Here is a 23,530-nt window from a genome sequence, read left to right on the forward strand (position 1 = left end):
TTATATTGAGATATAATTACTCCCATTTTAATTTTAAACTAAGGAGATTGTGTTATGTCTTCAGAAAAAATTCTAACCTCGGATGTTTTAATAACATCAAAAACTAATTTAAAAGGTGAGATTATTTATGCAAATGAGGATTTTTTGAGATATTCTGATTATAAAATTGAGGAAATTTTATACAAACCTCACAGTATCATGCGTCATCCTGATATGCCAAGAACGGTTTTTAAATATTTATGGGATAACATTCAGCTTAAAAAAGAAGTTTTTGCTTTTGTAAAAAATAAAACAAAATATAATGATTATTATTGGGTTTTTGCTAATGTAACTGCTTCATGTGATGAAAATGGAAACATTTTAAATTATTATTCAGTTAGAAGAAAACCAAATATGGAAGCTATCAAAACAATAGAAGAAATTTATAAAGTTCTTTTGTTGAAAGAAAAAGATGGTGGTATTAAATCTGGAATAGAAGAGTTAAAAGCAATAGTAAAATCTTATGGGGTGACCTATAATGAACTAATGATGAAAATTCAAAAATAAAAAAGGATTTCTTATGAAAAATATTTTGTTTCTTGGTATAGTTTTAAGCATAGTAGCCTGTATTAATTCTTTGTTTTATACAGAGTTTATTTCCTTAGGTTTCTTTTTAGTTTTGTTTTGTTTATTTATATATGGATTGTTTATTTTAAAAAAAGAAGAACAATTTAGCGATAAGATTTTACATCTTAGTAGAGAGTTAAAAAATGGTAATTTTGATTCAAGAATTGTATATATTAAATGTGCTAATAAAAAATTAAAAGAAATTGCTGATAATCTTAATAATACAATAGATGGTTTAGAAGCTTATTTAAGAGAGATAAATACTTCAATTGCTTGTTCTCAAAAAGGTGAATATTTTAGAAGAGCTATCCCTGAAGGTTTAAAAGGTATTTTTGTTCATAATATTAACTTTATTAATAAAGCTTTAGATGATATAGAAAAAACAGGAAAATCTGTTTTTAAAAATGCTTTATCAAGAGAACTTATGGACTTGAGTTTAAATAGTCAAAATAAAAATTTAAATGATTTGTCTTCTGCATTAAATAAAATCATCAAACTTATGAGAGAAGTTTTTGGTGATATTAGAATAATCTCAAATACAGCACAAAAAAATGGTTTAGAAGTAGGTAATTTACAGGATTCAATTTCATCAATGATGCAAGTGGCCGATGAAAGTAAAAATGCTGTAAATACTTTTGCATCTAATGCTCAGAGTATCAATGCAATTGTTGAGGTAATTAGGGATATTGCAGATCAAACTAACCTACTTGCATTAAATGCAGCTATTGAAGCAGCTCGTGCAGGAGAGCATGGTAGAGGTTTTGCGGTAGTTGCAGATGAAGTAAGACAACTTGCTGAAAAAACACAAAAAGCAACAGGTGAAATTACTTTAGCAATTCAAGTAATGAATCAAGAAATTGCTTCTATACAAGAAAATAGCGAAAAAGTATTTGATATTGCAAATTCTTCTGATAGTAAAGTTGCTGATTTTAGTGAGGCATTTAAAGAATTAGAGGATAAAAGCTCTCATTTAGGAAAAGAATTTGTTAATTTTGCTTCTGATTTAACTCTTTCTGCAATGAAAATAGATCATATATTATATAAATCTGATGTTTATTTAACTCTAAATGGTTCTCAAGAAAATCTTCAAAATCTAGATCCTATTTCAACTTTATGTAAAGATGAAGATGCAAAAAGTATTTTCTGTCCTTTAATTTCTCAAAATGAAATGGAGATTAAGAGTGAGAAAATACAAAGCGCGGCAAGTAAAGCTATAAAAATAGCTAAAAAGGACAATATATCAAAAGAAGATTATGACTCTATTATTAATGATATAAGAGAACTTGAAAATGAAAGTAGAGTAGTTATGAATAAATTAGAAGCTTAAAGCTTCTAATTTAGATAAGAGCTATTTTTAAAACTTCTTGTAAATTTTTCACCCCAATAATTTTCATATTTTTTACTACTTCTTCAGGAATATCTTTTAAATCTCTTTCATAGTTTTTATGTGGGATAATGGCTGTTTTAATATCAGCTTTATAAGCAGCAATAAGTTTTTCTTTTAAACCACCTATTGGTAGAACATTGCCCATTAGATCAATTTCTCCAGTCATTGCAACATTTGATTTTACTTTCTTGTCGCTAAAAATAGAAGCAATGGCTGTGGTAATAGTTATGCCTGCACTTGGTCCGTCTTTTGGAGTGGCTCCATCTGGTACATGAATGTGAAGATTGTATTGATTGTATATGTTTTCATCTTCTTTGTAGAAAAGTTTCTTTGAGACTTTAATTTGTTCATCATCGATTAAATTCTTAACAAGACTTTGAGCAATTTTTGCTGATTCTTTCATTACATCACCTAAGCTCCCTGTTAAAGTTAGATCACCCTTGCCTTTGATTTTAATGGCTTCGATTTTCAATACATCTCCACCTACTGCAGTCCAAGCAAGTCCATTTACCTGTCCGATTTTATTTTCTTTTTCGTGCTTTTCTATTTCAAAGACTTTTTTACTTAAAAAATCTTTTAAATTTTTATCATTAATTTCAATATTTTTAATATCTTTTTCTAAAAGAAGTTTTTTAACACATTTTCTACAAATTTCAGCAATTTTTCTTCTTAAATTTCTTACACCTGATTCTCTAGTATATTCATTCACTATTAATTCTATAGCATCATCACTAAAGCTTATTTCTTCTTTTTTTAATCCATGTTTTTTTATTTCATCAGGTATGAGATAGTTTTTGGCTATTTGGAATTTCTCTTGAGGAGTGTAAGAGCTAAGTTCTATAAATTCCATTCTATCTTTTAGAGCAGGTGGAATTAAACTTGCATCATTTGCAGTAGCTATGAAAATGATTTTGCTTAAATCGATGTTGAAATTTAGATAATAATCTCTAAATTTAGTATTTTGTTCAGGATCTAAGATTTCAAGTAAAACTGCACTTGGATCTCCTCTATGATTGCGACTTAGTTTATCAATCTCATCAAGCACAACTACTGGGTTGCTTTGTTTTGCTTCTATAAGTCCTTGTATAATGCGTCCTGGCATAGCTCCTATATAGGTTCTTCTATGTCCTCTTAGTTCATTAACATCTTCTAAACCACCTAAAGCTATGCGCACTAACTCTCTTTTTAATGCCTTTGCGACTGAATTTGCTAAAGAAGTCTTGCCAACACCAGGAGGGCCAACTAAGCACAAGATGACTTTTGCACCATCTCTATCTTTAATCTTGCGTTTTTCTAAAAGTTCTTTAACTGCAAAGTATTCTTCAATACGCTCTTTTGGTTTTTCTAGGGCATAGTGATCACTATTGAGTTGTAAAGATACATCTTTTAAATTTAGTTTTTTCTTTGAGGAGTGCTCAAAAGGTATATCTAAAACCGTTTCTATGTAAGTTTGCACCATAGAAGCTTCTGAATTATCTTGATGAATTCTTTCATATTTTTGAATTTGCTTTTTGATTTCTTTATAAGTCTCTTCATACATAAAAGCTTTTTTCTTTTCTAATTTTTTATTATATTCCTCTACTTCGCTTTCTTTTTGTATATCGCTTCCAAGCTCTCTTTGAATTTGTTTGAGTTGTTCTTTTAAAAAGTATTCTTTATTAACCTTGTCAATTTTAGAGTGAACTTTATTTTTGATTTCTTTTTGGATTTTATTTGCTTCAATTTCTTTAGCTAAATAATCAATTAAATTTAAAAGCTTAGTTTCTAAATTAGTTTCGATAAAAAATTCATAAGCTTGTTGTTTTTTGATTTTAATAGAATTTAATATTAGATCACAAATTCTGCTAGGCTCGACATCTTCTTCTATAGTTCTTAAAAGATCAGGTGGAAAATAATGACTCACAGTCGATAAAGCTTTGGCTTTTTCTCTAACTACTTCTATAATAGCTTCTTTTTTTGTATTACAAATTGGCTCTTGATGAATTAAATCAACTAAAGCATATAAAGGATCATCCGAAATTCTCTCAACAATCTTGGCTTTTGCATATCCTTGGAATAAAATTTTAATCCTACCATCAGGCAGTGGAACTTTTCTCATAATACTCCCAATGACACCACAATCATATATATCATCAAAGCCACGCCCACCTTCAATTTTTGATGGTGCCACAAAAATCATACTTTCATTTTGTAAAGCGGTATCTAAGGCTTTAATATTTTGCATATCATTTAAAAAAATAGGTGTTATCATAAAAGGGTATAAAAAAAGCTCATCTTCTACAAGAATGGGAAGTTTTGTTGGATAGTTTTGAGTATTTTCTAATTTCATTACATTATACCTTCTTCAAATATTTTTCTATACCATGGAAGTTCTGGTTTAATCATATCGATTTTATTAAAATCGGAATTTTCGATTTTTTGCTTATAAATCTCATAGCTTTGCTCTCTGTTTTTTTTCTGATATAACTCTGCTATACTTGTATCAAGGTAAAAAACTGCAAGATTAAATTTAGTTAGCATAGTATCGATTAAATCATTATATTGTACATTGGGATAGTTTTGATTGTATTCTTTGATTTCTTCTATTGTTTTTAGCATTAAGGCTTGGTTACGATTTGGAACAGCAAAAGAGTCAAATTTAGCTTTGATTTTTAAATATCTTATATAAGCTACATTTTTAGAATCACCAAATTTATTTAAATATTCATCAAGATAAAAATTTGCCATTTCATATTCTTCTTCACTAATATGAGCTTGAGCTAATATAAGTAAAGTTTGTTCTAATAATGGATCAGCAATATGCTCACCTGCCATTGAGGTATAGTGTTTATCAGCTGCTTCAAGATTTTTTTCTTGTAAATCTTTTATAATTTGTTGATACCATTCCATAGAACTTAGATTATATAAATCTTCAGCTTTTTTCGAGCTACATGCTCCTAAAAATAAACCTGCAATAATAAGTGAAAAAATAAAAAGTTTTTTCATTGTGTTACCTTAATAAATTTAATAATTGTAATTATAATGTTTTTATGTTTATGAAATTGTTAATTTTTAAAACTAAAATTATAGTCAAAAACTCTTAATTAGTGTAATTTTTAAAATTGGAACTAAAATTGCTTAATGAGTTGTAATTTCTTAGTTAATAGATTTTAGGAGGCAAGATGAACTTAGAAGTTAAATGTCCTATTTTAGGTTTTGAAGATACCAAAAATATGAATTTTTATAAAATAGACGAGGTTTTTTATAGACTTAAAAGCCTTGATGGTAAAGATTTTTCTTTTGTGATGATTGATCCTTATATGATCCGTCCTGATTATGATTTTGAAGTGCCTGATTATTATCAAGAATTATTAGCTTTAAATGAGCAAACTAATTTTGGTGTGTTTGTTATAGTGGCTATTAATGAGCCATTAGAAGAATCTACGGTAAATTTTTTAGCACCTGTTGTGATGAATTATGATAATAACTCTTTAGTGCAAGTGATTTTAGATACAAGCAAATATCCTAATTATTTTCAGTCTGAAAAGATTTCAGCTTTTATTAAACAAACAAAATAATGTCTGAAATTTATATTTTAGGAAATGGTGCTATGGCAAGTGCTATAGCTAAAGGTTTAGAGGATACTTATAAAGTAGTTATTGTTGCTAGGGATTTAAAAAAAGCCAGTGGTTTAAATTTAAAAGTATTATCATATGATGAGTTTGATATGGATAATAAAAATATTATTTTGGCTTTTAAACCTTATGCGTTAGAGGAAGTAGCTGTTAAATTAAAAGGCAAGGCAAGATGGCTTATTTCGGTTTTAGCAAACACTACTTTTGAGCGGCTTCATTGTATTGATGCACAAAATTATGTGAAAATTATGCCAAATACAGCAGCCGAATTTAAAGCTTCTACAACTGCTTATTTAATGGAAAAAGATTTATTTAAAGATGAAATTTTATCTTTGTTAAATACTTTTGGTAAAGCCATAAGTTTGCAAAATGAAAAAGAATTTGATATAGCTATGGTTTTGAGTGGTTGTGCTCCTGCATTTTTAGCTTTGGTAGCAGAAAGTTTAGCTAATGCAGGTGTGAAAAATGGTTTAAAAAATGAGCTTAGTTATGAGCTTACTCGCGCAAGTTTTGAAAGCTTTAGTGCTTTGTTTAATCATGCTCATCCTGCTATTATTAAAGAAAAAATTTGTTCTCCAGCAGGGGTAACTATAAAAGGAATTGAAGCTTTGGAAAAAAGAGCTTTACGCGGTGCCTTTTTTGAAGCTTTTAATGCAAGTTTAAATAAATGAAGCAAGCTTTTAGTCTCCTAGAGCTTGCTTTTTGTATTGTAATTTTATCTTTTATTTTTGGATCTTATTATCTTGTATTTGCAAATAAATCTTTAAATGTTATATGGCAAAATCAAACCCTTTTTAATGAAGAAAAAGAATTGCTAAAGAAAATTCCTTCATATAAAGCAAAAGAGATAAATATAAATACTTACAACTTTTTAGAATACACTAGTGATGAATTTAAACTCAAATCTTTAAAAATAAAAGATTTATCCTATAAAGAAGCTTTTGTGGATGAAAAAGGCTTTTAGTTTATTGGAACTTGCGTTAAGCCTTGTTATTTTGGGTATTTTGATTACTATTTTAATTAATCCAGCTATGTATATTTATAATTATAGTTTTAATGTTAAAAAATCTAGTGAAATATTTTTTGATTTAAATCAAGCTTTACTTAGCATGGAGAAAATTTATAATTCTTGCTTGAATGCAATATTTACAAGTAATTCTTTTGAGTGTTATATGAGTGCAAATGATGATATTTTTTATGATTTGTCATTAAAAAAATTAAACTTCAGTGGTATTATTTTAGAAAATAATGGAAGTTTTTTTAGCCCAAAAAGTAATTTGCATTTTATAGAAAATGGAATTTCTGAAGGAATTTTGAGCAATTATAAAGATATGCATAGTATGAAGAAGTTGAAAATATACACTAGTGATTATATGTATATTTATGATATAAAAAATTCAAAAATCTATAAAATATTAGTTGATGATAGAGAAAAAATCAATTTTTTTGATGAGAGTTTTAGCGGATTTTATACTATTTTATATGCTTATATTAAGGTGTATTTGAAAAATAAAAATATTTATATGCAAATTGATGATTTAAATCACAACAAACAAGTATTTTTATTAGCTCAAAATATTTCAAAACTTATTTTCAAGCATGATGGTGAGTTATTAAAAATTACAATTTGCAGTAATACTCAAAATAGATGTTTAGATAAATGGATGCTTTTGTGAAAAAATCATTTGCAATGATATATACAATATTTTTTATTTTATTTATTTCTTTTATTATGGCGTTTATAATAAAAATTTCTTCATATCCACCAAGAATTATGAAAGATTTAACGCTTTATACCCAAGGAAATATTTTACTTCATGATGCAAAAGAGTTTGCTAAATATTTTTTATATCAAGCCTATTTGGAGGGTAAAGAATGTTTAAGTGAATATAATTTTGAATATAATAATACAAAAATACGAATTGATTATGCTTATCCTTTGGGTGAATGTAAAAATAATAAATTAATTGCAAAGTATATTCATGCAAAAAGTATTATAGTGGTAAATATTAGTGTGTTGTTAAATACTAATAAAGCAGTAAATGAAGAAGTGTTTTTACAAAAAAGTTTTTTTATTTATCCTAGGTAGATTGAATGTAAGTTTGAATTCCAATAGCTATCATTTTTACTCCCATAGCCATAATAAAAACTAAAGCAATGCGTGAAAAAACATAAAGCACAAGCTTACCGATAACTTTTTCAATAGTAGCTGAAAAGTGAAATAAAGCAAAAATAAAAGCAAAAGTAAGTAATACAGAAGCTATGGCTATAGCTAAATTTTGATCTTCTGAAATAACTACTATGGTAGAAAGTGTTCCAGGTCCTACAAGCATAGGAAATGCCATTGGCACTATACTTTTTTTTAATAATTCTTTGTGGCTTAATCCTTGATAGTGTTGAAATTGAGTGCTTGATGGGGTGAAAAGTAGATTTTTTGTACTCATAATGATTAAAATCAAACCACCTGCAACTCGTAAATCATTAATATCTATTTTAAATAAATATTTCATGATAAATGGTCCAGAAAGTAAAAAAACTAAAACAATACAAAATGCAGTGTAAATGATATTTCTAAAAAGTTTTTTTCTTATATCAGCATCTAGACCTTCAGTCATTGCAATAAATTGTGGAAGATTTCCAAAAGGATTTAAAACTGCTATAATAGCAACGGATGCAAGTAAAATAACATAAATTTCAGATTCTATATCTGAAAACATAAAACAACCTTTTATTTTCCCAAGCTTAAAAAGCTTGGGTTTGATTTAATAATTATAGTCCTTCAAAAGGATTAGTAACAACTTCTTTTCTATCTACGATATAAGGGATAAGTGCTACATGTCTTGCACGCTTAATAGCAACTTCAACCATTTCTTGGTGTTTTTTGCTAGTGCCTGTTAAACGGCGTGGCATGATTTTAAATCTTTCTGATAAAGCATGTTTTAGCAATGCTGTATCTTTATAGTCTATAAAATCAACTTTAGCTTCAGTATATTTACAATATTTGCGTGAGTATTTTCTTTTTTCTGCCATGTTTTTTCCTTTAAAATGGTAATTCTGTATCATCATCATATTTATCAATATCAATTTCCTTCATAGGGGCTTCCTTTTGAGGATTTTGATAGGTATTATTAGATGAATTTGTTCTAGTTTGTACTTGAGCATAAGGATCAAAGCTTTGTTGTTGATTAAAATTTTGATTATAACCATAATTTTGATTTTCAAAATTACTTTGTTGGTTATTTTGTACAGTTGAACCTAGCATTTCTAAATTTTCAACTTGAATACTATGCTTTGATCTGTTTTGTCCATTTTGATCGCTCCATTGCTCAAATCTCAAACGACCTTCGATTAAAATTTTACTACCTTTATTAAGGTATTGATTAGCAATTTCTGCAGTTCTTCCAAAAAAGCTAATGTCGATAAAGCAGGTTTCCTCTCTTTTTTCTCCTGTATTTGTACTAAATCTTCTTGTTACAGCTATAGCAGAAGAGCCTATTGCGCTACCTGATGGAGCATAACGCATTTCTATGTCCCTTGTAAGATTCCCTACTAAAACGACTTTGTTAAACATTAATTAGCCTTCTGTGCTTTCACTAGCTTTAATTTCTTTTTTATTTTGTTTGATACCCTTGCTTAGTCTTTCCCAAGCTGCAATTTCTTTTTTATTTTCATATTTTACGATTAAAAATCTGATTACTTCTTCAGTGATTCTTAATACCCTTTCAAGCTCTGCTATTAAATTTGTAGGAGCTTTGAAATAAATCACAAAATAAGTTCCTCTTTCATATTTTTTAATTTTGTACGCAAGTTTTCTTGTTCCCATTGGAACTACGCTTTCAATTTCTGCGCCATTTTTTGTAAGGACTTCTTTTACGAATTCCAACTTAGCACTTACTTCTTCTTCTGTAAGTGTTGGTTTTAATATGAATAAAACTTCATAATGTCTCATTTAATTTCTCCTTATGGATATAAAGCCTAAAATTTTAGGCAAGGATTTTGCATAAAATGCAAATTTCATTTTACCATAAGTTTTCTTAATTTAACTTTTTAATATGGAGCTAAGTTGTAAAAGTGTTGCGATTAAAAATTCTTTTTTTTCTATTTTAGAATTCTTTTTTAATTCATATTCGCAATTACAAAGTGTCAGAAAGATATTTTTATATTGTGATATTTTGATCATAAGAGCTTGTTTTTGAAGATTTTGTGCCACAGAAATAGGTGGAGCATAGCCTAAAATTTCTTTCAAGTCTAAATTTCCATAAATTTTAACATATAAAGCTATTTTAAAAAGTCTAGAAAAATTTGCATATAAGGCATTAATCAATGCTATTTCATTGTAATTTTCTAAAATATTTTCAAGTTCACTCCTTAAATCTTTTTTTTGCATTAATTTATCAAAAAAACTTTCAAAACTAATAGTACTTAAACTATAACAATGCTCTTGGATGATTTTTTCATCGATATTTAGACCACTAAATTTATTTAACTCATTAGCCGCTAAATATAAATTTTCATTAAAATTATAAAAAAGAGCATAAAGGGCATTTTGAGTAATGTTAATATTTAATTCTTTAGCTTTTAAAGCTAGTAATTCCATGCCTTCCTTAGCTGAATTTACTTTATAAAATCTACAAAAATTATTAGCAAAAATTTTCTCCGCTTCACTTTGTTTGGAGCTTTCATCATAAATTTCAAGTAAAAAATAATTATCTTGCGAATTTTGACAAAGCTGTAAAAGTTGCTTGAGTTCTTTACTTGGGATTTTCTTTTGAGTTTTGATTTCTAGCAATTTTCTTTCGCTAAATAAGGAAGCGCTAGATAAATAATCATATGCTTGCTTAAAATCATATTCTTCAAAATAAAATCTTAAACTCTCATCAAAAGAGTATTTGTCTTTAATAAATTTAGTATAAAGCTCTATTTGGAAATTATCCGCTCCATAAAGTAAGAAATAATTAGGAAAATTATTGCTATTAAGTAAGCTTTGGAGTTGATTTTTATACATTTTGGTTTCTTTCTAAACTAAAATGCTTGGTGATTTTGCCAAAAATTTTAGCACTAACAATATCTACTTCAGTGATTTCTACTTCTATATTTTCTAATAAATTTGCCCTTGAACCTATGATGGTAATCAAAGCCCCCTTAATTTCATCATTTAATTTTACTTGCAATGAACTTTGATTTTCTACCACTAAAGCCTTAAATCTTTTTCCTATATTTTCTTTTGCCCATCTTGCAAATTTTCTATCCATGAAATGCCAAGCAACTTTATCTGCTTCTCTTTCTAATAAGCTTAATTCCTCACAAGTGCTTTGTATGTTTAAAAGCAAATAATTAAACATTTTTTCATCATTATTGATTTTAGCTTTTAAAAGTCTATGTAATATAAGATCAGAATATCTTCTAATAGGACTTGTAAAATGGGTATATTTATCAAAACCTAAGCCAAAATGCCCTGCATTTTCACTAGAATATTCTGCTTTTTTTTGCGCTTTGATGATGAGTTTATCTACTTCTTCTCTTATATTTAGCTCATTTGCTAAGACTTGAATGTCTTTAAATAATTCTATGACATTATTTTTAGGATTAATATCTATACTAAGTGTTGAAAGATCAGCTAGCAATTGATCTATTTTTTTATAATCAGGATTTAAATGATTTCTAAAAACTCCTATATCAATGAGTTTTGCTGCAGCTTTATTAGCTAAAAGCATGCAATCTTCGATTAAATTATGCGAGGCAGTGTCATTTTCAAGGCGTGTTTTTGTGAGTTTATTATTTTCATCTAAAGTCATTCTTAGCTCTTGGGTTTTAAACTCACAAGCATTTTTTAATCGTTTTTTTCGTAAATTTTGAGTGATTTTGAAAACCTCATAAAGCCAATTGATTGCGCCTAAATCTTCTTGCTTTTGTAAATACTCATCAACTTCATCATAATTAAAACGGCGTTTTGAGTTGATAATAGCCTCAAAAAGCTCTTCTTTAATCACTTCATTGTTTTGATCTAAGCTTATTTTAAAACAAAATGCTAATCTATCTTTATTAGGTTTTAGTGAGCAAATATTTTCACTCAAAGCTCTTGGTAACATAGGTATAGCAATATGAGGAAAATAAATCGAAAAACCCCTCGATCTTGCTTCTTTATCAATAGCACTATAAGCATGCACATAAGTACTTACATCAGCTATGGCTACATAAATAGCATGCTCATTTTTATCATAATAAATTGCATCATCAAAATCTTTTGCATCAATTGGATCAATGGTACAAAAATTTAAATTTCTAAGATCTTTTCTTGATGGATACATACTCGCATCAACTTCATTTCCATAAGCTCTTGCTTCATTTTCACATAAATTATCAAAAACTGCATTTTTATTAAAAAGTGCTAAGGAAAGTTTTTCATCTACAAAATCATCATCAATATGCCCTATCACTTCAGTGATATTATTATCATGATTTTCTATTTTTAAAATAGTTCCTAAAGGTAGAGTTTTTAAGGATTTTTGAGAGGCTTTTAAGGCACATGTGAGTCCTGTTTGAATATTTACTCCAAGGACTGCTTCGCCGTATTTTTTAGTTATAACCAAAGAAGTTTCATGGGCTCTTTTAAGTATTAAGATAACTTTAGCACTTGGACGCTTTTTTTTAAGAGGAAGTAATTTTGCCACAACTATATCAGCATAATTTGCTCCTTTTAAATTTTTATTTTCTATGAGCAAATCACGCTTAAAAACAGGATCAAAACTTTCTAAAAATCCCGTTCCATTAGCTGAAATATCAATCTTACCAAAAGTAAAGCCATCTTTTAAATAGTATTTGTTTTTATAAAATTTAATGATATCGCAAGTTAGCAACTCTCTAATGATTTGCTTGCTTTTATTGGTAATTTCATCAGCATTTAGACCATAGCTTAGTTGATTAAATAATTCTTTCATAATACTCTTTATAGTAATTTTTCAAAACTTAAATTTTATCATAAAAGGATTAAATTTATATTTTTTAGTTATAATCTTTGCTTTAATTTTAATTTTAGGAGTGCATAATGGCTGTGTCAATTTATTATGATAAAGATTGTGATATTAATTTAATAAAATCAAAAAAAGTAGCTATTATAGGTTTTGGCTCTCAAGGTCATGCTCATGCTATGAATTTAAGAGATAGTGGTGTAGAAGTGATCATAGGCTTAAAAGAGGGTGGGCAAAGTTGGGCAAAAGCTCAAAAAGCAAATTTTATAGTAAAAAGTGTAAAAGAAGCTACTAAAGAAGCAGATTTGATTATGATTTTAGCTCCTGATGAAATTCAAAGTGAAATTTTTAATGAAGAAATTAAAACTGAATTAAAAGCAGGTAAAACTCTAGCATTTGCACATGGATTTAATATCCATTATGGACAAATTGTTGCTCCAAAAGGTATAGATGTGATTATGATAGCTCCTAAAGCTCCAGGTCATACTGTAAGACATGAATTTAGTATAGGCGGGGGCACTCCTTGTTTAATTGCTATCCACCAAGATGAAAGTAAAAATGCTAAAAATTTAGCTTTAAGTTATGCTAGTGCTATAGGTGGTGGTAGAACAGGTATTATAGAAACGACTTTTAAAGCTGAAACTGAAACAGATTTATTTGGCGAACAAGCGGTGCTTTGTGGAGGACTTAGTGCTTTAATCCAAGCTGGTTTTGAAACCTTAGTTGAAGCAGGGTATGAACCTGAAATGGCGTATTTTGAGTGTTTGCATGAAATGAAATTAATTGTAGATTTGATTTATCAAGGTGGTATTGCTGATATGAGATATTCTGTTTCTAATACTGCTGAATATGGAGATTATATCACAGGGCCTAAGATTATTACCAAAGAAACTAAAGAGGCTATGAAAGGTGTTTTAAAAGATATACAAAATGGAAGTTTTGCTAAAGATTTTATCTTAGAAAGAAGAGCGAATTTTGCAAGAATGCATGCAGAGCGTAAATTAATGAATGATTCTTTGATAGAAAAAACAGGACACGAACTTCGCGCTATGATGCCTTGGATTAGTGCTAAAAAATTAGTTGATAAAGATAAAAACTAATTTGAAAACTATAAATAAAAAATACAAAGTGCTTTTAGCGCTTTGTCTTGTTGTAATTGGAATTTTTCTTTTTGCATTTGGAGCTTTGTTTTTAAAAAAAGAAGAAAATAAAGGTTTAGATTATAATCAAACAATAAACAAAAAAGAACCATTACCTATAATAGAACAAGAAAATAATTTTAGTTTTAATGATATAAATTTGACTTTAGAAAATGAAAATTTAGAATTTTTAGATAAAAATATTAGTGAAATTTTAAATTTAAACCCTGTAAATACAGAGTTAAATCAAACTAAAGAAGATAATCAAACTTCAATTTTAGAAGTAATAGATCAAAATACAAGCAAAGAATCAAAAAATGAAGAGCAAAATATATCAGATAAAAGCGAGGATAATAAAACTCAAATTCTAGTACAAAAAAATACCAAGCCTCGTCTAGCAATTATCATAGATGATATGGCAAGTCACACTCATGTAGATATGCTTAAAAAAACAAATTTAAAATTAATCCCATCTTTTTTTCCACCTGATAAACGCCATCCTTATACAGCTGAGTTTGCAAAGGATTTTGACTTTTTTATGGTGCATTTGCCTCTTGCTGCTATAAAATATGACAAGGCAGAATTAAACACTTTACACCCTAGTGATGATATGGAAAAAATAAGCAAGCGCATTGCTTTTGTAAAAGAACAATTTCCAAAAGTAAAATTTATTAACAACCATACAGGAAGTTTATTTACTGCAAATAAGCAGGCTATGGAAAAATTATTTAATGCTTTTAAACAAAATGATTTTATTTTTGTAGATTCAAGAACCATAGGAAATTCTAAAGCTAAAAATTTAGTAAGTCAATTTAATCAGCCTTATATAGCCAGAGATGTTTTTTTAGATAATGAAGATGATATAGCATATATTAAAAATCAACTCAAACAAGCAGTAGAAGAGGCAAGAAAGAAAGGTTTTGCTATAGCTATTGGTCATCCAAGAGAAAAGACTTTTAAAGCTTTGGTGCAAAGTAAAGATTTGTTAAATTCAGTTGAACTTGTATATTTAAATGAAATTTATTGAGAATATTGAAGATTTTAAAAATCTTTTAAATCCACCTTCAAAGATTTATTATAAAGGCAATTTAGAGCTTTTAAATGCTAGAAAAGTAGCTATTATAGGTTCTAGAAAAATGAGTGTTTATACTAAAAATTGTCTCATTGAGTTAGTATCTTTGTTAAAAAAAACTAAGGTTTGTGTAGTAAGTGGTGGGGCTTTGGGTGTGGATATCCAAGCAGCTAAAATAGCTTATCCTCAAACTATAGCCATATTTGCTAATGGACTTGATGAGATTTATCCAAAATCTAATACAAATGAAATTTTAAATATTTATGAAAATGCATTAGCTTTAAGTGAAAATGAAGCAAAATATAAAGCAAAGCCATATGATTTTTTATTAAGAAATAGGCTTATTATTGCTTTAAGTGAGGTTGTTATAATAGCTCAAGCTGATTTAAAAAGTGGTTCTATGCAAAGTGCAAGGCTTGCTTTGAGTATGAATAAACCTATATATGTATTACCTCATAGGAAAGATGAAAGTGAAGGAACAAATTTACTTTTAGCCACAAAAAAAGCAAATTTAATTCATAATTTTGAGGAATTTGTAAAAATGTTTGGAGAGCTTTATCAAGAGCAAAGTGAGGATGATTTGTTAAGCTTTTTAAAGCATGAAAATGATTTAGAAAAAGTTTTGAAAAAATTTGGTGATAGAGTTTATGAATATGAACTTGAGGGTCTGGTGGAAATTTCTGGAGTGAAAATAAGAGCTTGCATATGAATACTTTAGCGTTAGATATAGGTTTAAAGCGTATTGGTGTTGCTTTGTGTATTAATAAAAGCATGGCCATGCCACTTGAAGCTATCATTAGAAAAAATCGCAATCAAGCAGCAAATGAGGTAAAAAAATACATTAAAGACTATGATGTAAATACTTTGGTGGTAGGAATTCCTTTGGGTGGATCTAGTGAAGATGAAATGCGAAAAAGAATAGAGCATTTCATATCTTTACTTGGTTTTGATAAAGAAGTTTTTTTTGTTGATGAGAGTTTTAGCTCTAAAAACGCACAAGAGCTTGGTGTAGTGAATTTAAAGAAAAAAGATGGCAAACTTGATTCTTTAGCTGCATATTTATTTTTAAAGGATTTTTATGGCCTTGCTTGATTTAAATACAGCTTTAGATGAAATTTATACAAAAGAGCAAAAAGAACAAATCCTTCAAAGTTTTAATCAAGAAAAATATCTCAATATTTTTAGAAATTCTTTGCTTATTGACAATGAAAAACTAGAAGAAATTCTAAATGAAAAAAATATAAAATTTGAAAAAATTGATTTGTATTGTTATAAAATACCTACTATTTTTAAAAGTAAATTAAGCTCAATGAATGCTTTTAATGAGGGTAAGTTTTATATACAAAATTATTCTTCGTATTTATGTGCTAAAACTTTGGGTGTTAAAGCTGGTGAGAATGTATTAGATATGTGTGCAGCTCCTGGTGGAAAAAGTTTAAATTTGGCCAATTTTATGCAAAATGAGGGTTATTTAGCAAGTTGTGAATTATCTAAAACACGCTTTTTTACCTTAAAAAAAACTATGGAAAATTATCAAGTTAAAATTGCAAAATGCTTTTTAAAAGACGCACGCACTATAGGTAAAGCTTGTCCTTTGAAATTTGATAAAATTTTGCTTGATGCGCCTTGTTCAACTTTCGCAAAAATGGGTTTTGAAATACAAAAAAACACAAAAGAAATTAAGCAAATAGCAAATTTACAAAAAAAACTTTTACATTCAGCATTACTAGCCTTAAAACATGGTGGGGAATTGGTTTATAGTACTTGTACATTTTTAAGAGAAGAAAATGAAGCTGTTTTAGAAAATGCGTTAAGAAGTGAAAATTTTAAATTAGAATTACTAGATTTTGATTTATTAAATGTTAACTTCATTAATGCAAAAAGTGATGATTTTGACTTGTCATTTGCCAAAAGAGTTTTACCAGATAATTATGCAGATGGGTTTTTTATAGCAAAAGTGAAAAAACATTAAAAATCAATAAAATTAAATGTGAAAAATATTTTTACTCATAAAACTTAAAGTGCTATTTTTAGATACTTAGAAGCTAAAATCACATCGTGAAACTCTTGTGAATAAAATATTGAAATTTTGAAAACTTAAATTAAAGAAGTGGTAAATAACTAAAATAAAATATATTAAAGATAAATAAGCACGAGGCTTATTTATCTCTTAAATTTAATTCGCTGATTAATTTAGAATAAGCTTGATAATCTTTTCTTTTTAGATAAGATAAAAGTCTTTTTCTTTGACCAACAAGCTTTAAAAGACCTAAACGAGAAGAAAAATCTTTTTTGTAGATTTTTAAATGTTCTGTTAAATCTGAAATTCTTGCACTTAAAAGTGCGATTTGAACTTCTGGAGAACCCGTATCTCCTTCTTTTCTAGCAAATTTTGCAACTATTTCTGCTTTTTTAGCCGAATCTAAAGCCATAATAGACCTCCTGAGCGGTATTTAAAATAAAAAGTGCAATTATAACTAAAAAAACAAAAAAAATGCTGAAATTTAAAAAATAAGAAATTTAATATTTAACAACACATATTTTTGATATAATTAAAATTTTTATTTAAAGTTAAAAATAGATATTGTTTATTAATATTTCAATGAAAGGAAAAAAGTGTTATTTACCAAAGCTAGCGAATATGCTTTATTGTCTTTAATTCATATAGCAAAATCCCAAGAACCACAAGATGTAGATACTATGTCAAGTGTTTTAGATATACCAAAAAGTTTTTTAGCAAAAATTTTACAAGCACTTGCCAAAGACGCACTTTTGAAATCTTATAAGGGTGCTAAAGGTGGATTTATGCTTGTTAAAAAGCCAAGTGAATACACTTTAAAAGAAATTATTAATAGTGTAGAGAAAAAATCTATCAATGTATTTGAGTGCAGTAATGGAATTTGTCCTTCGCAAAAAGAAGAAAATTGTAAAATTATGCCTGTGTTGGTGAAGCTTCAAAATAAGATAGATGATTTTTTAGTTTCTATTACTCTAGAGGATATTATTCAAAATAATGGCTAAAAGGGATATTTTTAGCTTAGTATTGCCTTGGATTGCTCCACTTGTTGCACCTATTTTAAAGGCAAAGAGTCTAACTATAGTAGCTGTAATTATTGCAATTTTAGCTATTATTATAGTACCTTTACCAAGTATAGTTTTAGATTTTTTTCTTGCTTTAAGTATAGCAATTTCAGTTTTAATTATTTTAATTTCTTTATATATACCAAAACCTACAGATTTAACAACTTTTCCAACTATGATTTTAATTATTACGCTTTTTAGACTTTCACTTAACATAGCTACAACGCGTATGATTTTAAGCGAGGGTCATCAAGGTCCAGCTGCTGTTAGTGATATAGTGGCAAGTTTTGGTGAATTTGTTGTTGGTGGAAATTATGTTATAGGTATGGTTGTTTTTTGTATTTTAGTTTTAATCAATTTTATGGTTGTAACTAAAGGTAGTACAAGGGTTTCTGAAGTTCAAGCAAGATTTACCCTTGATGCAATGCCAGGTAAGCAAATGGCTATTGATGCGGATTTAAATGCAGGTTTGATTGATGAAAAAACTGCACGCGCAAGACGCCAAGAAATCATAGCTGAAGCAAATTTTTATGGAGCAATGGATGGTTCTTCTAAATTTATAAAAGGGGATGCTGTTGCTGGGATTATTATCACCATTGTAAATTTAATTGGTGGGTTTATGATAGGTTATTTTCAGCATGATATGGAGCTTGGAGAATGTGCTTCAACTTATACTATATTAACAATAGGCGATGGACTTGTTTCTCAAATTCCTGGACTTATAACTTCAACGGCAACTGCAATTATCATCACGCGTGCTAGTAAAGATGAGGATAATTTTGCTGAAGGTTCTATCAATCAGCTTTTAGGGGAATACAAAACTTTATTAATTGTAGGCTTTGTTTTATTTATATTTGCTTTAGTACCAGGCTTGCCACATTTTTCTTTGGGCTTTATGGCTTTGGTGTTTTTAGGACTTGGTTATATGATAAAGCAAGTGCAAGAAGGTAAAATTCAAATCAATGCAATTTCAGCTAAAAAGTCTCAAGAAACCCATGAAGAAGAACAAGCTAAACCTCAAAAACGCAGCGAAGAAGAAATCTTAAAAGAAGAAGAGAATAAAATCACAGATATTTTAAAATTAGAAATTTTAGAATTAGAATTAGGTTATGGACTTATCAAACTAGCAGAAAGTGAATTAACAGAGCGTATTAGATCAACAAGACGCAATATAGCTCAAAGTTTAGGTTTTTTAATGCCAAAAATTAGAATTAGAGATAATTTGCAATTAAAACCAAATGAATATACTTTTAAACTCAAAGGTGTAGGTATAGCTAGTGCTGAAATTTATCCCGATAAATATCTAGCTATGGATAGTGGTTTTATAACTGAACCTATCGAAGGTATAGCTACTAAAGAACCTGCTTTTAATTCTGATGCTTTATGGATAGAATCATCTTTAAAAGATGAGGCAACGCTGAATGGTTATATTGTAATTGATCCAGCAAGTGTGATTTCAACCCATATGAGTGAGCTTATAAAAGCTAATGCTTCAGAGCTTTTAACTAAACAAGAAGTGCAAAATTTACTAGATAAAATCAAAAATGATTATCCTATCGTGGTAGATGATTGTTTAAGGGTTGCTAGCATAGGTTTAATTCAAAAAGTTTTAAAAGCTTTACTTAAAGAGCATATTCCTATTAAAGATATGCTTACAATTTTAGAATCAATTAGTGATATAGCTGAAGTAAGCAAGAGTTTGGATATGATTATTGAGCATGTAAGGGCCTCTTTAGCAAGAGCAATTACAAATTTATATGTGGATGAAAAAGGACAAATTAGCTTTTATATTTTTGATGCTGCTGCGGCTGCAAAATTAATGGAGCATGTGCAGTTTAAAGATGGTTCGTATCATTTAATGATAAATGTAGCTCAAACCGGCGCTTTGGTAGAAGCTTTAAAAGCTGAACTTGCAAGTGTGGCAAATACAAGAATTAAGCCTTTCTTGCTTTGTGTTGAGCCGCAACTTAGAAAATTCATTGCTGATATTTGTTCTAATTTTGGTATTAATATTACGGTCTTAAGTTTTGCTGAGATTGCAGAAAATACCAAGTTTGAAACAGAAGGTATTATAAAAGTTGATAATTTATAAAGGAAAAATATGAAAATTTATCATCTTTCACATACGGATTTAGATGGTTATGCTTGTCAGTATGTGCTAGATTTTTATTTTAAGAATTGTTATTTTTATAATTCTAATTATGGTAAAGAGATTAATGAAAATTTTAATGTGATTTTTAAAAATATAGAAGAAGATTTAAAGCAAAATCCTAATGAAGAATTTGTGATTTTAATCACGGATTTAAATTTAACATTAAGTCAATGTGAAGATTTTCAAAAAGCCATAGAAGGTAAAAAAATCAAGCTTTTACTTTTAGATCATCATCAAAGTGGCTTAGAATGTATGCAAAAATATCCTTGGTATTTTTTAGATGATAAAAGATGTGCTACTAAGATTGTTTATGATTTTTTTAGTAAATGTTATGGCGAAAATAAGGCTTTGTCAGAATTTGTGGATGTGGTAAATGCAGTAGATATTTGGTTGAGTGAAGATGAGAATTTTGAACTTGGAAAAGTACTGCTTGGTATGGTTTCTGGAGCAAAAGAAATCAATAGGGTAATGTTTGCGCAAGAAAATATCAAATATCTTTTTTATCTTTTTGATGTTTGTAGAAAATACATTCATCAAAAAAATGCTCATATTAATTTAGATGATGATTTACATGGCTTAAAAAAATCTTTTTTTAAAAAAGAAAATGATGATACTTTAAGCAATTTAATTTCTAAATTTGTGGTAGAAAGATTAAGTGTAAATAAAGAAAAATTTAGTGTATTTTATAAAGGAAGTAAAGGTTTATTAACTTCAAATATAGGCAATACTTCCGTAATTGGAAATGATTTTTTAATGCAAAATCCTGATTTTGATTTTTTTGTTGATCTTAGTTCGAGAAAAACCTTAAGTTTTAGAGCAAATAATAAAATCGATGTGAGTTTGATGGCTAAAAGTTTGGTCAATGGGGGAGGGCATAAAAATGCTAGCGGTGGATTGTTTGCTGCGTATAAAGATAGCTCTAACTATGATTTCATAAAAGCACAATTTGTAGATTTAATTAAAAGTAAAGAATTAAAGGAAAATAATGAAAACAAATCATGATTTTAAAGAAGAAATAGAAAATTTACAATATGAATTAAGCATAGTTTTAGAAGCAATGCTCTTGTTTGCTGGGGTAAAAAGAGCAAAATTAGAAAAAGCAATTGGAGTTTATATTGATTGTATTGATGAAGTTTGTCAAAATACCCAAAAAGAAGGAGTTGATGAGATCTTAGAGGTAGTGGAGTACTTAAAAATTCATCATAAAGATTTATTTGAATGAAAAATTTATTATTGCTTTTTATAGGAATTTTTTCTTATGCAAATATCTATGAAGATTTAAGTGATTTTGCTTATAATAAACAAAACACGCTAAATTTAAGCTCTAGTCAAGCTTTATTTTTAGAATACAAACAAAACAAGCAAGCTTGTGTGGATATAGTACTTGCTAAAGATAAGGCTTTCGTAGTTAAAATTTATCCATTGTGTGAAAATTTAAACGAAAAAAGTCTAAATGAATACTTAAATACGCAATTTATAAGTTTATACACTAAAGATTTATCAAAACTAAGAAAAGAAATTGCTGATATTAAAAATATTATGCGCGATTTTATGATTTATTATACCTTGCATCAATCTTTTGCAAATGAAATTAAGAAAATGAGTAAAAATGATAAATTACAAGCGTATGAACTAGATGGGAAAAAAGGTGGAAAAATTCTCTACAAGGTCAATAATCAAGCTTGTGTAATTTTTGATTTATATTTAGATGAAAATTTGCAAGCTAGTATGCAAGTAAGTGGAATGGAAAATTTGGATAAAACTTGTATGGAGTTAATCTCATCCCCTGATTTTAAAGACTTATCTTTCACAAAAGAGGGTATGAGAAAATATAAATTAAAAAACTAGTCTAAAAAATCTTAAATAATATAACTTTAAAATTCTACTTAAAGCCATTTTTTTTCTTTCTATATTGGAAAACACATAAGCTTCAAGATCTTGCTTTTCTCTTAAAGTAAGATTTTTCATTATTATAAACCTTTTAAAAAATATTGCTAGACGCAATTATATTATCTTTTCTTTTAAAAAAACTGAAAAATGAGTTTTTATATATTATATATAAATGGCTAAATAAACTTTAGTTATATAGACTAAATAATTTTAAATATTTTTATTTAAAAATAACTTGACATTATTATACTAAAGTTGTATAATTATCTTGTCACTTAAAAACATTGAGTGCTAAAATAAAAAATTTAAGGTTTTATAGTGAAGTCTTATAGTAAAAAAGATTTAATTTTAAAAACTATCATTGAAACCTATCTAGAGGGTAATAACCCTGTGGGTTCTAATGAGTTAAATCATAAAGTTAGCATACCTGCTTCTACCATAAGAGTTTATTTTAAAAAATTAAGTGATGAAGGTGTATTAACGCAACTTCATATTAGCAGTGGTCGCATACCAACTTTTAGTGCTATGAAGGCTTATTGGTATGAGCAACTTTGCGAAGATGAGATTGTGATTAACGATCTTGCATTGTTGGAGTTTTTGCTTGATAAGTTTGAAATTTATACTTTAGTTTATGGTGGCGATGAGCTTATTTTGCAAGATATTACCAAGGTTAATGATAAATTTATCATACTTGATTTTGGACAAAATGAGTTGGTTTTAAGATTTAACCAAGATAGTCTGGTTTTCTTACAAAGACTTATAGGGCTTGATCTAAAAAGTATTGAAAATTTAGCTTTTAGAGTTGAGTTTAAAGAGTTATTGGAAAAAATAACTATGCTAAAAGAAGCTATGGTTTATTATAGATATAATGAGAGTAAAGCTTATCAAATTTATCAAAATGATGAATTTGCTAAGCTTTTATCTCCTCAAATTGGATTTTATTTTAACGATAAATTGCAATTTGATCCTTTATTTGAAGAGGGTTTTATGGGATTAAAGCTTAAGAGTACATTTTTAGGCAAAGAATCTAATGTGGTTTTTGCCGGTAGTGTGTATTCTGATTTTAAAACAATGTTAAATATTATAAAGGAGGCTGCGTGAGCGAAGAAAAGCAAAATGAGCAAATGCAAGAAGAAGCAGTGGAAAATTCAGAAAATCAAAACAATGAATTAGAAAAACTTCAAGCAGAGTATAATGAGTTAAAAGATACTTATTTAAGAGCAAATGCTGAATTTGAAAATATCAAAAAAAGAATGGAAAAAGAAAAAATTTCAGCAACAATTTATGCAAATGAAAGTTTTGCTAAAGATTTGCTTGATGTAGTTGATGCATTAGAGGCGGCTATTAATGTAGAAGCTAATGATGAATTAAGTTTGAAAATAAAAGAAGGGGTTCAAAACACTTTAGACTTGCTTTTGAAAAAACTTGAAAAACATATGGTTAAAGTTATAGAAGCAAATGGTGAGTTTGATCCAAATTTACATGAAGCGATGTTTCATGTTGAAAGCGCTGATCATGAAAGCAATCATATTGTCCAACTTTTACAAAAGGGCTATATGATGAATGATAGAGTAATTAGATCAGCAAAAGTTAGTGTTGCAAAATAAAATTTAATAAAAAG

The 23,530-nt window shown here is 28.0% G+C and carries 29 protein-coding genes; 19 read left to right on the forward strand and 10 right to left on the reverse strand.

Annotated elements, in window-relative coordinates:
- Positions 1 to 54 precede the first annotated feature (54 nt).
- On the forward strand, positions 55 to 546 hold the full coding sequence (locus L8W40_RS00635; protein WP_263659078.1) for a PAS domain-containing protein: 492 nt from the start codon (positions 55 to 57) through the stop codon (positions 544 to 546).
- Between the two features lie 652 nt (positions 547 to 1,198).
- Positions 1,199 to 1,933: a methyl-accepting chemotaxis protein gene (locus L8W40_RS08085; protein ID WP_412174898.1), complete on the forward strand. Its 735-nt coding sequence runs from the start codon at positions 1,199 to 1,201 to the stop codon at positions 1,931 to 1,933.
- A 10-nt stretch (positions 1,934 to 1,943) separates the two neighbouring features.
- Here the strand turns inward: L8W40_RS08085 and lon are convergent, their stop codons facing one another.
- Both lon and bamD read right to left on the reverse strand, forming a co-directional pair.
- Entirely contained in the window at positions 1,944 to 4,322 is a 2,379-nt protein-coding gene (lon, locus tag L8W40_RS00645) for an endopeptidase La (RefSeq protein WP_263664414.1), read from the reverse strand.
- Positions 4,322 to 4,978: an outer membrane protein assembly factor BamD gene (gene bamD, locus L8W40_RS00650; RefSeq protein ID WP_133318782.1), complete on the reverse strand. Its 657-nt coding sequence runs from the start codon at positions 4,976 to 4,978 to the stop codon at positions 4,322 to 4,324. The genes lon and bamD overlap by 1 nt, the downstream gene beginning before the upstream one ends.
- 176 nt (positions 4,979 to 5,154) lie before the next feature.
- On the opposite strand from bamD, the gene fliW reads away from it, so the two are divergent.
- From fliW to L8W40_RS00675, 5 genes are all read left to right on the forward strand, one after another.
- Positions 5,155 to 5,550 (forward strand): flagellar assembly protein FliW, encoded by a 396-nt coding sequence (gene fliW / locus L8W40_RS00655; protein ID WP_012661666.1) that lies wholly within the window; start codon positions 5,155 to 5,157, stop codon positions 5,548 to 5,550.
- Positions 5,550 to 6,278: a pyrroline-5-carboxylate reductase gene (locus L8W40_RS00660; protein WP_263659080.1), complete on the forward strand. Its 729-nt coding sequence runs from the start codon at positions 5,550 to 5,552 to the stop codon at positions 6,276 to 6,278. The genes fliW and L8W40_RS00660 overlap by 1 nt, the downstream gene beginning before the upstream one ends.
- Positions 6,275 to 6,571: a hypothetical protein gene (locus tag L8W40_RS00665; protein ID WP_263664415.1), complete on the forward strand. Its 297-nt coding sequence runs from the start codon at positions 6,275 to 6,277 to the stop codon at positions 6,569 to 6,571. Before L8W40_RS00660 ends, L8W40_RS00665 begins: the two co-directional genes overlap by 4 nt.
- The gene (locus L8W40_RS00670) at positions 6,555 to 7,283 is read left to right on the forward strand and encodes a prepilin-type N-terminal cleavage/methylation domain-containing protein (RefSeq protein ID WP_263664416.1); all 729 of its coding nucleotides are present in this window, start codon (positions 6,555 to 6,557) and stop codon (positions 7,281 to 7,283) included. Before L8W40_RS00665 ends, L8W40_RS00670 begins: the two co-directional genes overlap by 17 nt.
- Positions 7,284 to 7,381: 98 nt before the next feature.
- Positions 7,382 to 7,696, forward strand: a complete 315-nt coding sequence (locus L8W40_RS00675) for a hypothetical protein (RefSeq protein ID WP_263660089.1) — start codon at positions 7,382 to 7,384, stop codon at positions 7,694 to 7,696.
- Here L8W40_RS00675 and L8W40_RS00680 read toward each other — a convergent pair.
- The 6 genes from L8W40_RS00680 to L8W40_RS00705 form a co-directional block, all read right to left on the reverse strand.
- Positions 7,689 to 8,324, reverse strand: coding sequence for a MarC family protein (locus tag L8W40_RS00680; RefSeq protein WP_263659084.1), 636 nt, complete (start codon positions 8,322 to 8,324; stop codon positions 7,689 to 7,691). The two genes, L8W40_RS00675 and L8W40_RS00680, sit on opposite strands and share 8 nt — an antisense overlap.
- A 52-nt stretch (positions 8,325 to 8,376) precedes the next feature.
- Positions 8,377 to 8,637, reverse strand: coding sequence for a 30S ribosomal protein S18 (gene rpsR / locus L8W40_RS00685; RefSeq protein ID WP_039618521.1), 261 nt, complete (start codon positions 8,635 to 8,637; stop codon positions 8,377 to 8,379).
- Positions 8,638 to 8,647: 10 nt separating this feature from the next.
- Positions 8,648 to 9,178: a single-stranded DNA-binding protein gene (locus tag L8W40_RS00690; RefSeq protein WP_133318788.1), complete on the reverse strand. Its 531-nt coding sequence runs from the start codon at positions 9,176 to 9,178 to the stop codon at positions 8,648 to 8,650.
- A 3-nt stretch (positions 9,179 to 9,181) separates the two neighbouring features.
- Entirely contained in the window at positions 9,182 to 9,556 is a 375-nt protein-coding gene (gene rpsF, locus L8W40_RS00695; RefSeq protein WP_133318789.1) for a 30S ribosomal protein S6, read from the reverse strand.
- Positions 9,557 to 9,646: 90 nt separating this feature from the next.
- The gene (gene holA, locus L8W40_RS00700) at positions 9,647 to 10,612 is read right to left on the reverse strand and encodes a DNA polymerase III subunit delta (RefSeq protein WP_263664417.1); all 966 of its coding nucleotides are present in this window, start codon (positions 10,610 to 10,612) and stop codon (positions 9,647 to 9,649) included.
- A complete protein-coding gene (locus L8W40_RS00705) occupies positions 10,605 to 12,545 on the reverse strand; it encodes a VacB/RNase II family 3'-5' exoribonuclease (RefSeq protein WP_263664418.1) in 1,941 nt (646 codons plus the stop codon). The genes holA and L8W40_RS00705 overlap by 8 nt, the downstream gene beginning before the upstream one ends.
- 107 nt (positions 12,546 to 12,652) lie before the next feature.
- Here L8W40_RS00705 and ilvC point away from each other — a divergent pair, with 107 nt between their 5' ends.
- Genes ilvC through L8W40_RS00730 form a run of 5 tightly spaced genes read left to right on the forward strand, consistent with a single transcriptional unit; the run spans position 12,653 to position 16,758 of the window.
- Positions 12,653 to 13,675: a ketol-acid reductoisomerase gene (gene ilvC, locus L8W40_RS00710; protein ID WP_263664419.1), complete on the forward strand. Its 1,023-nt coding sequence runs from the start codon at positions 12,653 to 12,655 to the stop codon at positions 13,673 to 13,675.
- 1 nt (position 13,676) lies between these two features.
- Positions 13,677 to 14,741, forward strand: a complete 1,065-nt coding sequence (locus L8W40_RS00715; RefSeq protein ID WP_263659088.1) for a divergent polysaccharide deacetylase family protein — start codon at positions 13,677 to 13,679, stop codon at positions 14,739 to 14,741.
- Positions 14,728 to 15,495: a DNA-protecting protein DprA gene (locus L8W40_RS00720; RefSeq protein WP_263664420.1), complete on the forward strand. Its 768-nt coding sequence runs from the start codon at positions 14,728 to 14,730 to the stop codon at positions 15,493 to 15,495. Before L8W40_RS00715 ends, L8W40_RS00720 begins: the two co-directional genes overlap by 14 nt.
- A complete protein-coding gene (ruvX, locus tag L8W40_RS00725; RefSeq protein WP_263664421.1) occupies positions 15,492 to 15,878 on the forward strand; it encodes a Holliday junction resolvase RuvX in 387 nt (128 codons plus the stop codon). The genes L8W40_RS00720 and ruvX overlap by 4 nt, the downstream gene beginning before the upstream one ends.
- Complete coding sequence (locus L8W40_RS00730) at positions 15,865 to 16,758, forward strand: RsmB/NOP family class I SAM-dependent RNA methyltransferase (protein ID WP_263664422.1); 894 nt, start codon at positions 15,865 to 15,867, stop codon at positions 16,756 to 16,758. The genes ruvX and L8W40_RS00730 overlap by 14 nt, the downstream gene beginning before the upstream one ends.
- A gap of 187 nt (positions 16,759 to 16,945) precedes the next feature.
- Here the strand turns inward: L8W40_RS00730 and rpsO are convergent, their stop codons facing one another.
- On the reverse strand, positions 16,946 to 17,218 hold the full coding sequence (gene rpsO, locus L8W40_RS00735) for a 30S ribosomal protein S15 (protein ID WP_012661650.1): 273 nt from the start codon (positions 17,216 to 17,218) through the stop codon (positions 16,946 to 16,948).
- A gap of 184 nt (positions 17,219 to 17,402) precedes the next feature.
- On the opposite strand from rpsO, the gene L8W40_RS00740 reads away from it, so the two are divergent.
- Genes L8W40_RS00740 through L8W40_RS00760 form a run of 5 tightly spaced genes read left to right on the forward strand, consistent with a single transcriptional unit; the run spans position 17,403 to position 21,867 of the window.
- Positions 17,403 to 17,807, forward strand: a complete 405-nt coding sequence (locus tag L8W40_RS00740; protein WP_220567238.1) for an Rrf2 family transcriptional regulator — start codon at positions 17,403 to 17,405, stop codon at positions 17,805 to 17,807.
- A complete protein-coding gene (flhA, locus tag L8W40_RS00745; protein ID WP_133318796.1) occupies positions 17,800 to 19,959 on the forward strand; it encodes a flagellar biosynthesis protein FlhA in 2,160 nt (719 codons plus the stop codon). The genes L8W40_RS00740 and flhA overlap by 8 nt, the downstream gene beginning before the upstream one ends.
- Positions 19,960 to 19,968: 9 nt before the next feature.
- A complete protein-coding gene (locus L8W40_RS00750; RefSeq protein ID WP_039618500.1) occupies positions 19,969 to 21,021 on the forward strand; it encodes a DHH family phosphoesterase in 1,053 nt (350 codons plus the stop codon).
- A complete protein-coding gene (locus tag L8W40_RS00755; RefSeq protein ID WP_133318798.1) occupies positions 21,005 to 21,241 on the forward strand; it encodes a hypothetical protein in 237 nt (78 codons plus the stop codon). Before L8W40_RS00750 ends, L8W40_RS00755 begins: the two co-directional genes overlap by 17 nt.
- The gene (locus L8W40_RS00760) at positions 21,238 to 21,867 is read left to right on the forward strand and encodes a hypothetical protein (protein ID WP_263664423.1); all 630 of its coding nucleotides are present in this window, start codon (positions 21,238 to 21,240) and stop codon (positions 21,865 to 21,867) included. The genes L8W40_RS00755 and L8W40_RS00760 overlap by 4 nt, the downstream gene beginning before the upstream one ends.
- On the opposite strand, the gene L8W40_RS00765 is transcribed toward L8W40_RS00760, so the two are convergent.
- Entirely contained in the window at positions 21,856 to 21,987 is a 132-nt protein-coding gene (locus tag L8W40_RS00765; protein WP_256374638.1) for a hypothetical protein, read from the reverse strand. The genes L8W40_RS00760 and L8W40_RS00765 overlap by 12 nt on opposite strands.
- Before the next feature lie 240 nt (positions 21,988 to 22,227).
- Here L8W40_RS00765 and L8W40_RS00770 point away from each other — a divergent pair, with 240 nt between their 5' ends.
- Entirely contained in the window at positions 22,228 to 23,010 is a 783-nt protein-coding gene (locus L8W40_RS00770) for an HrcA family transcriptional regulator (protein ID WP_263664424.1), read from the forward strand.
- The gene (gene grpE / locus L8W40_RS00775; RefSeq protein WP_087685043.1) at positions 23,007 to 23,516 is read left to right on the forward strand and encodes a nucleotide exchange factor GrpE; all 510 of its coding nucleotides are present in this window, start codon (positions 23,007 to 23,009) and stop codon (positions 23,514 to 23,516) included. Before L8W40_RS00770 ends, grpE begins: the two co-directional genes overlap by 4 nt.
- Positions 23,517 to 23,530: the final 14 nt, after the last annotated feature.

The organism is Campylobacter sp. IFREMER_LSEM_CL1846, from assembly GCF_025772105.1.
GTDB lineage: Bacteria > Campylobacterota > Campylobacteria > Campylobacterales > Campylobacteraceae > Campylobacter_D > Campylobacter_D lari_D.

What these genes read in the sequence shown, in the direction of transcription:
- L8W40_RS00635 (WP_263659078.1), top strand. Translation starts at nt 55, where the DNA reads ATGTCTTCAGAAAAAATTCTAACCTCGGATGTTTTAATAACATCAAAA.
- L8W40_RS08085 (WP_412174898.1), top strand. Translation starts at nt 1,199, where the DNA reads ATGATGCAAGTGGCCGATGAAAGTAAAAATGCTGTAAATACTTTTGCA.
- lon (WP_263664414.1), bottom strand. Translation starts at nt 4,322, where the DNA reads ATGAAATTAGAAAATACTCAAAACTATCCAACAAAACTTCCCATTCTT.
- bamD (WP_133318782.1), bottom strand. Translation starts at nt 4,978, where the DNA reads ATGAAAAAACTTTTTATTTTTTCACTTATTATTGCAGGTTTATTTTTA.
- fliW (WP_012661666.1), top strand. Translation starts at nt 5,155, where the DNA reads ATGAACTTAGAAGTTAAATGTCCTATTTTAGGTTTTGAAGATACCAAA.
- L8W40_RS00660 (WP_263659080.1), top strand. Translation starts at nt 5,550, where the DNA reads ATGTCTGAAATTTATATTTTAGGAAATGGTGCTATGGCAAGTGCTATA.
- L8W40_RS00665 (WP_263664415.1), top strand. Translation starts at nt 6,275, where the DNA reads ATGAAGCAAGCTTTTAGTCTCCTAGAGCTTGCTTTTTGTATTGTAATT.
- L8W40_RS00670 (WP_263664416.1), top strand. Translation starts at nt 6,555, where the DNA reads ATGAAAAAGGCTTTTAGTTTATTGGAACTTGCGTTAAGCCTTGTTATT.
- L8W40_RS00675 (WP_263660089.1), top strand. Translation starts at nt 7,382, where the DNA reads ATGAAAGATTTAACGCTTTATACCCAAGGAAATATTTTACTTCATGAT.
- L8W40_RS00680 (WP_263659084.1), bottom strand. Translation starts at nt 8,324, where the DNA reads ATGTTTTCAGATATAGAATCTGAAATTTATGTTATTTTACTTGCATCC.
- rpsR (WP_039618521.1), bottom strand. Translation starts at nt 8,637, where the DNA reads ATGGCAGAAAAAAGAAAATACTCACGCAAATATTGTAAATATACTGAA.
- L8W40_RS00690 (WP_133318788.1), bottom strand. Translation starts at nt 9,178, where the DNA reads ATGTTTAACAAAGTCGTTTTAGTAGGGAATCTTACAAGGGACATAGAA.
- rpsF (WP_133318789.1), bottom strand. Translation starts at nt 9,556, where the DNA reads ATGAGACATTATGAAGTTTTATTCATATTAAAACCAACACTTACAGAA.
- holA (WP_263664417.1), bottom strand. Translation starts at nt 10,612, where the DNA reads ATGTATAAAAATCAACTCCAAAGCTTACTTAATAGCAATAATTTTCCT.
- L8W40_RS00705 (WP_263664418.1), bottom strand. Translation starts at nt 12,545, where the DNA reads ATGAAAGAATTATTTAATCAACTAAGCTATGGTCTAAATGCTGATGAA.
- ilvC (WP_263664419.1), top strand. Translation starts at nt 12,653, where the DNA reads ATGGCTGTGTCAATTTATTATGATAAAGATTGTGATATTAATTTAATA.
- L8W40_RS00720 (WP_263664420.1), top strand. Translation starts at nt 14,728, where the DNA reads ATGAAATTTATTGAGAATATTGAAGATTTTAAAAATCTTTTAAATCCA.
- ruvX (WP_263664421.1), top strand. Translation starts at nt 15,492, where the DNA reads ATGAATACTTTAGCGTTAGATATAGGTTTAAAGCGTATTGGTGTTGCT.
- L8W40_RS00730 (WP_263664422.1), top strand. Translation starts at nt 15,865, where the DNA reads ATGGCCTTGCTTGATTTAAATACAGCTTTAGATGAAATTTATACAAAA.
- rpsO (WP_012661650.1), bottom strand. Translation starts at nt 17,218, where the DNA reads ATGGCTTTAGATTCGGCTAAAAAAGCAGAAATAGTTGCAAAATTTGCT.
- flhA (WP_133318796.1), top strand. Translation starts at nt 17,800, where the DNA reads ATGGCTAAAAGGGATATTTTTAGCTTAGTATTGCCTTGGATTGCTCCA.
- L8W40_RS00750 (WP_039618500.1), top strand. Translation starts at nt 19,969, where the DNA reads ATGAAAATTTATCATCTTTCACATACGGATTTAGATGGTTATGCTTGT.
- L8W40_RS00755 (WP_133318798.1), top strand. Translation starts at nt 21,005, where the DNA reads ATGAAAACAAATCATGATTTTAAAGAAGAAATAGAAAATTTACAATAT.
- L8W40_RS00760 (WP_263664423.1), top strand. Translation starts at nt 21,238, where the DNA reads ATGAAAAATTTATTATTGCTTTTTATAGGAATTTTTTCTTATGCAAAT.
- L8W40_RS00765 (WP_256374638.1), bottom strand. Translation starts at nt 21,987, where the DNA reads ATGAAAAATCTTACTTTAAGAGAAAAGCAAGATCTTGAAGCTTATGTG.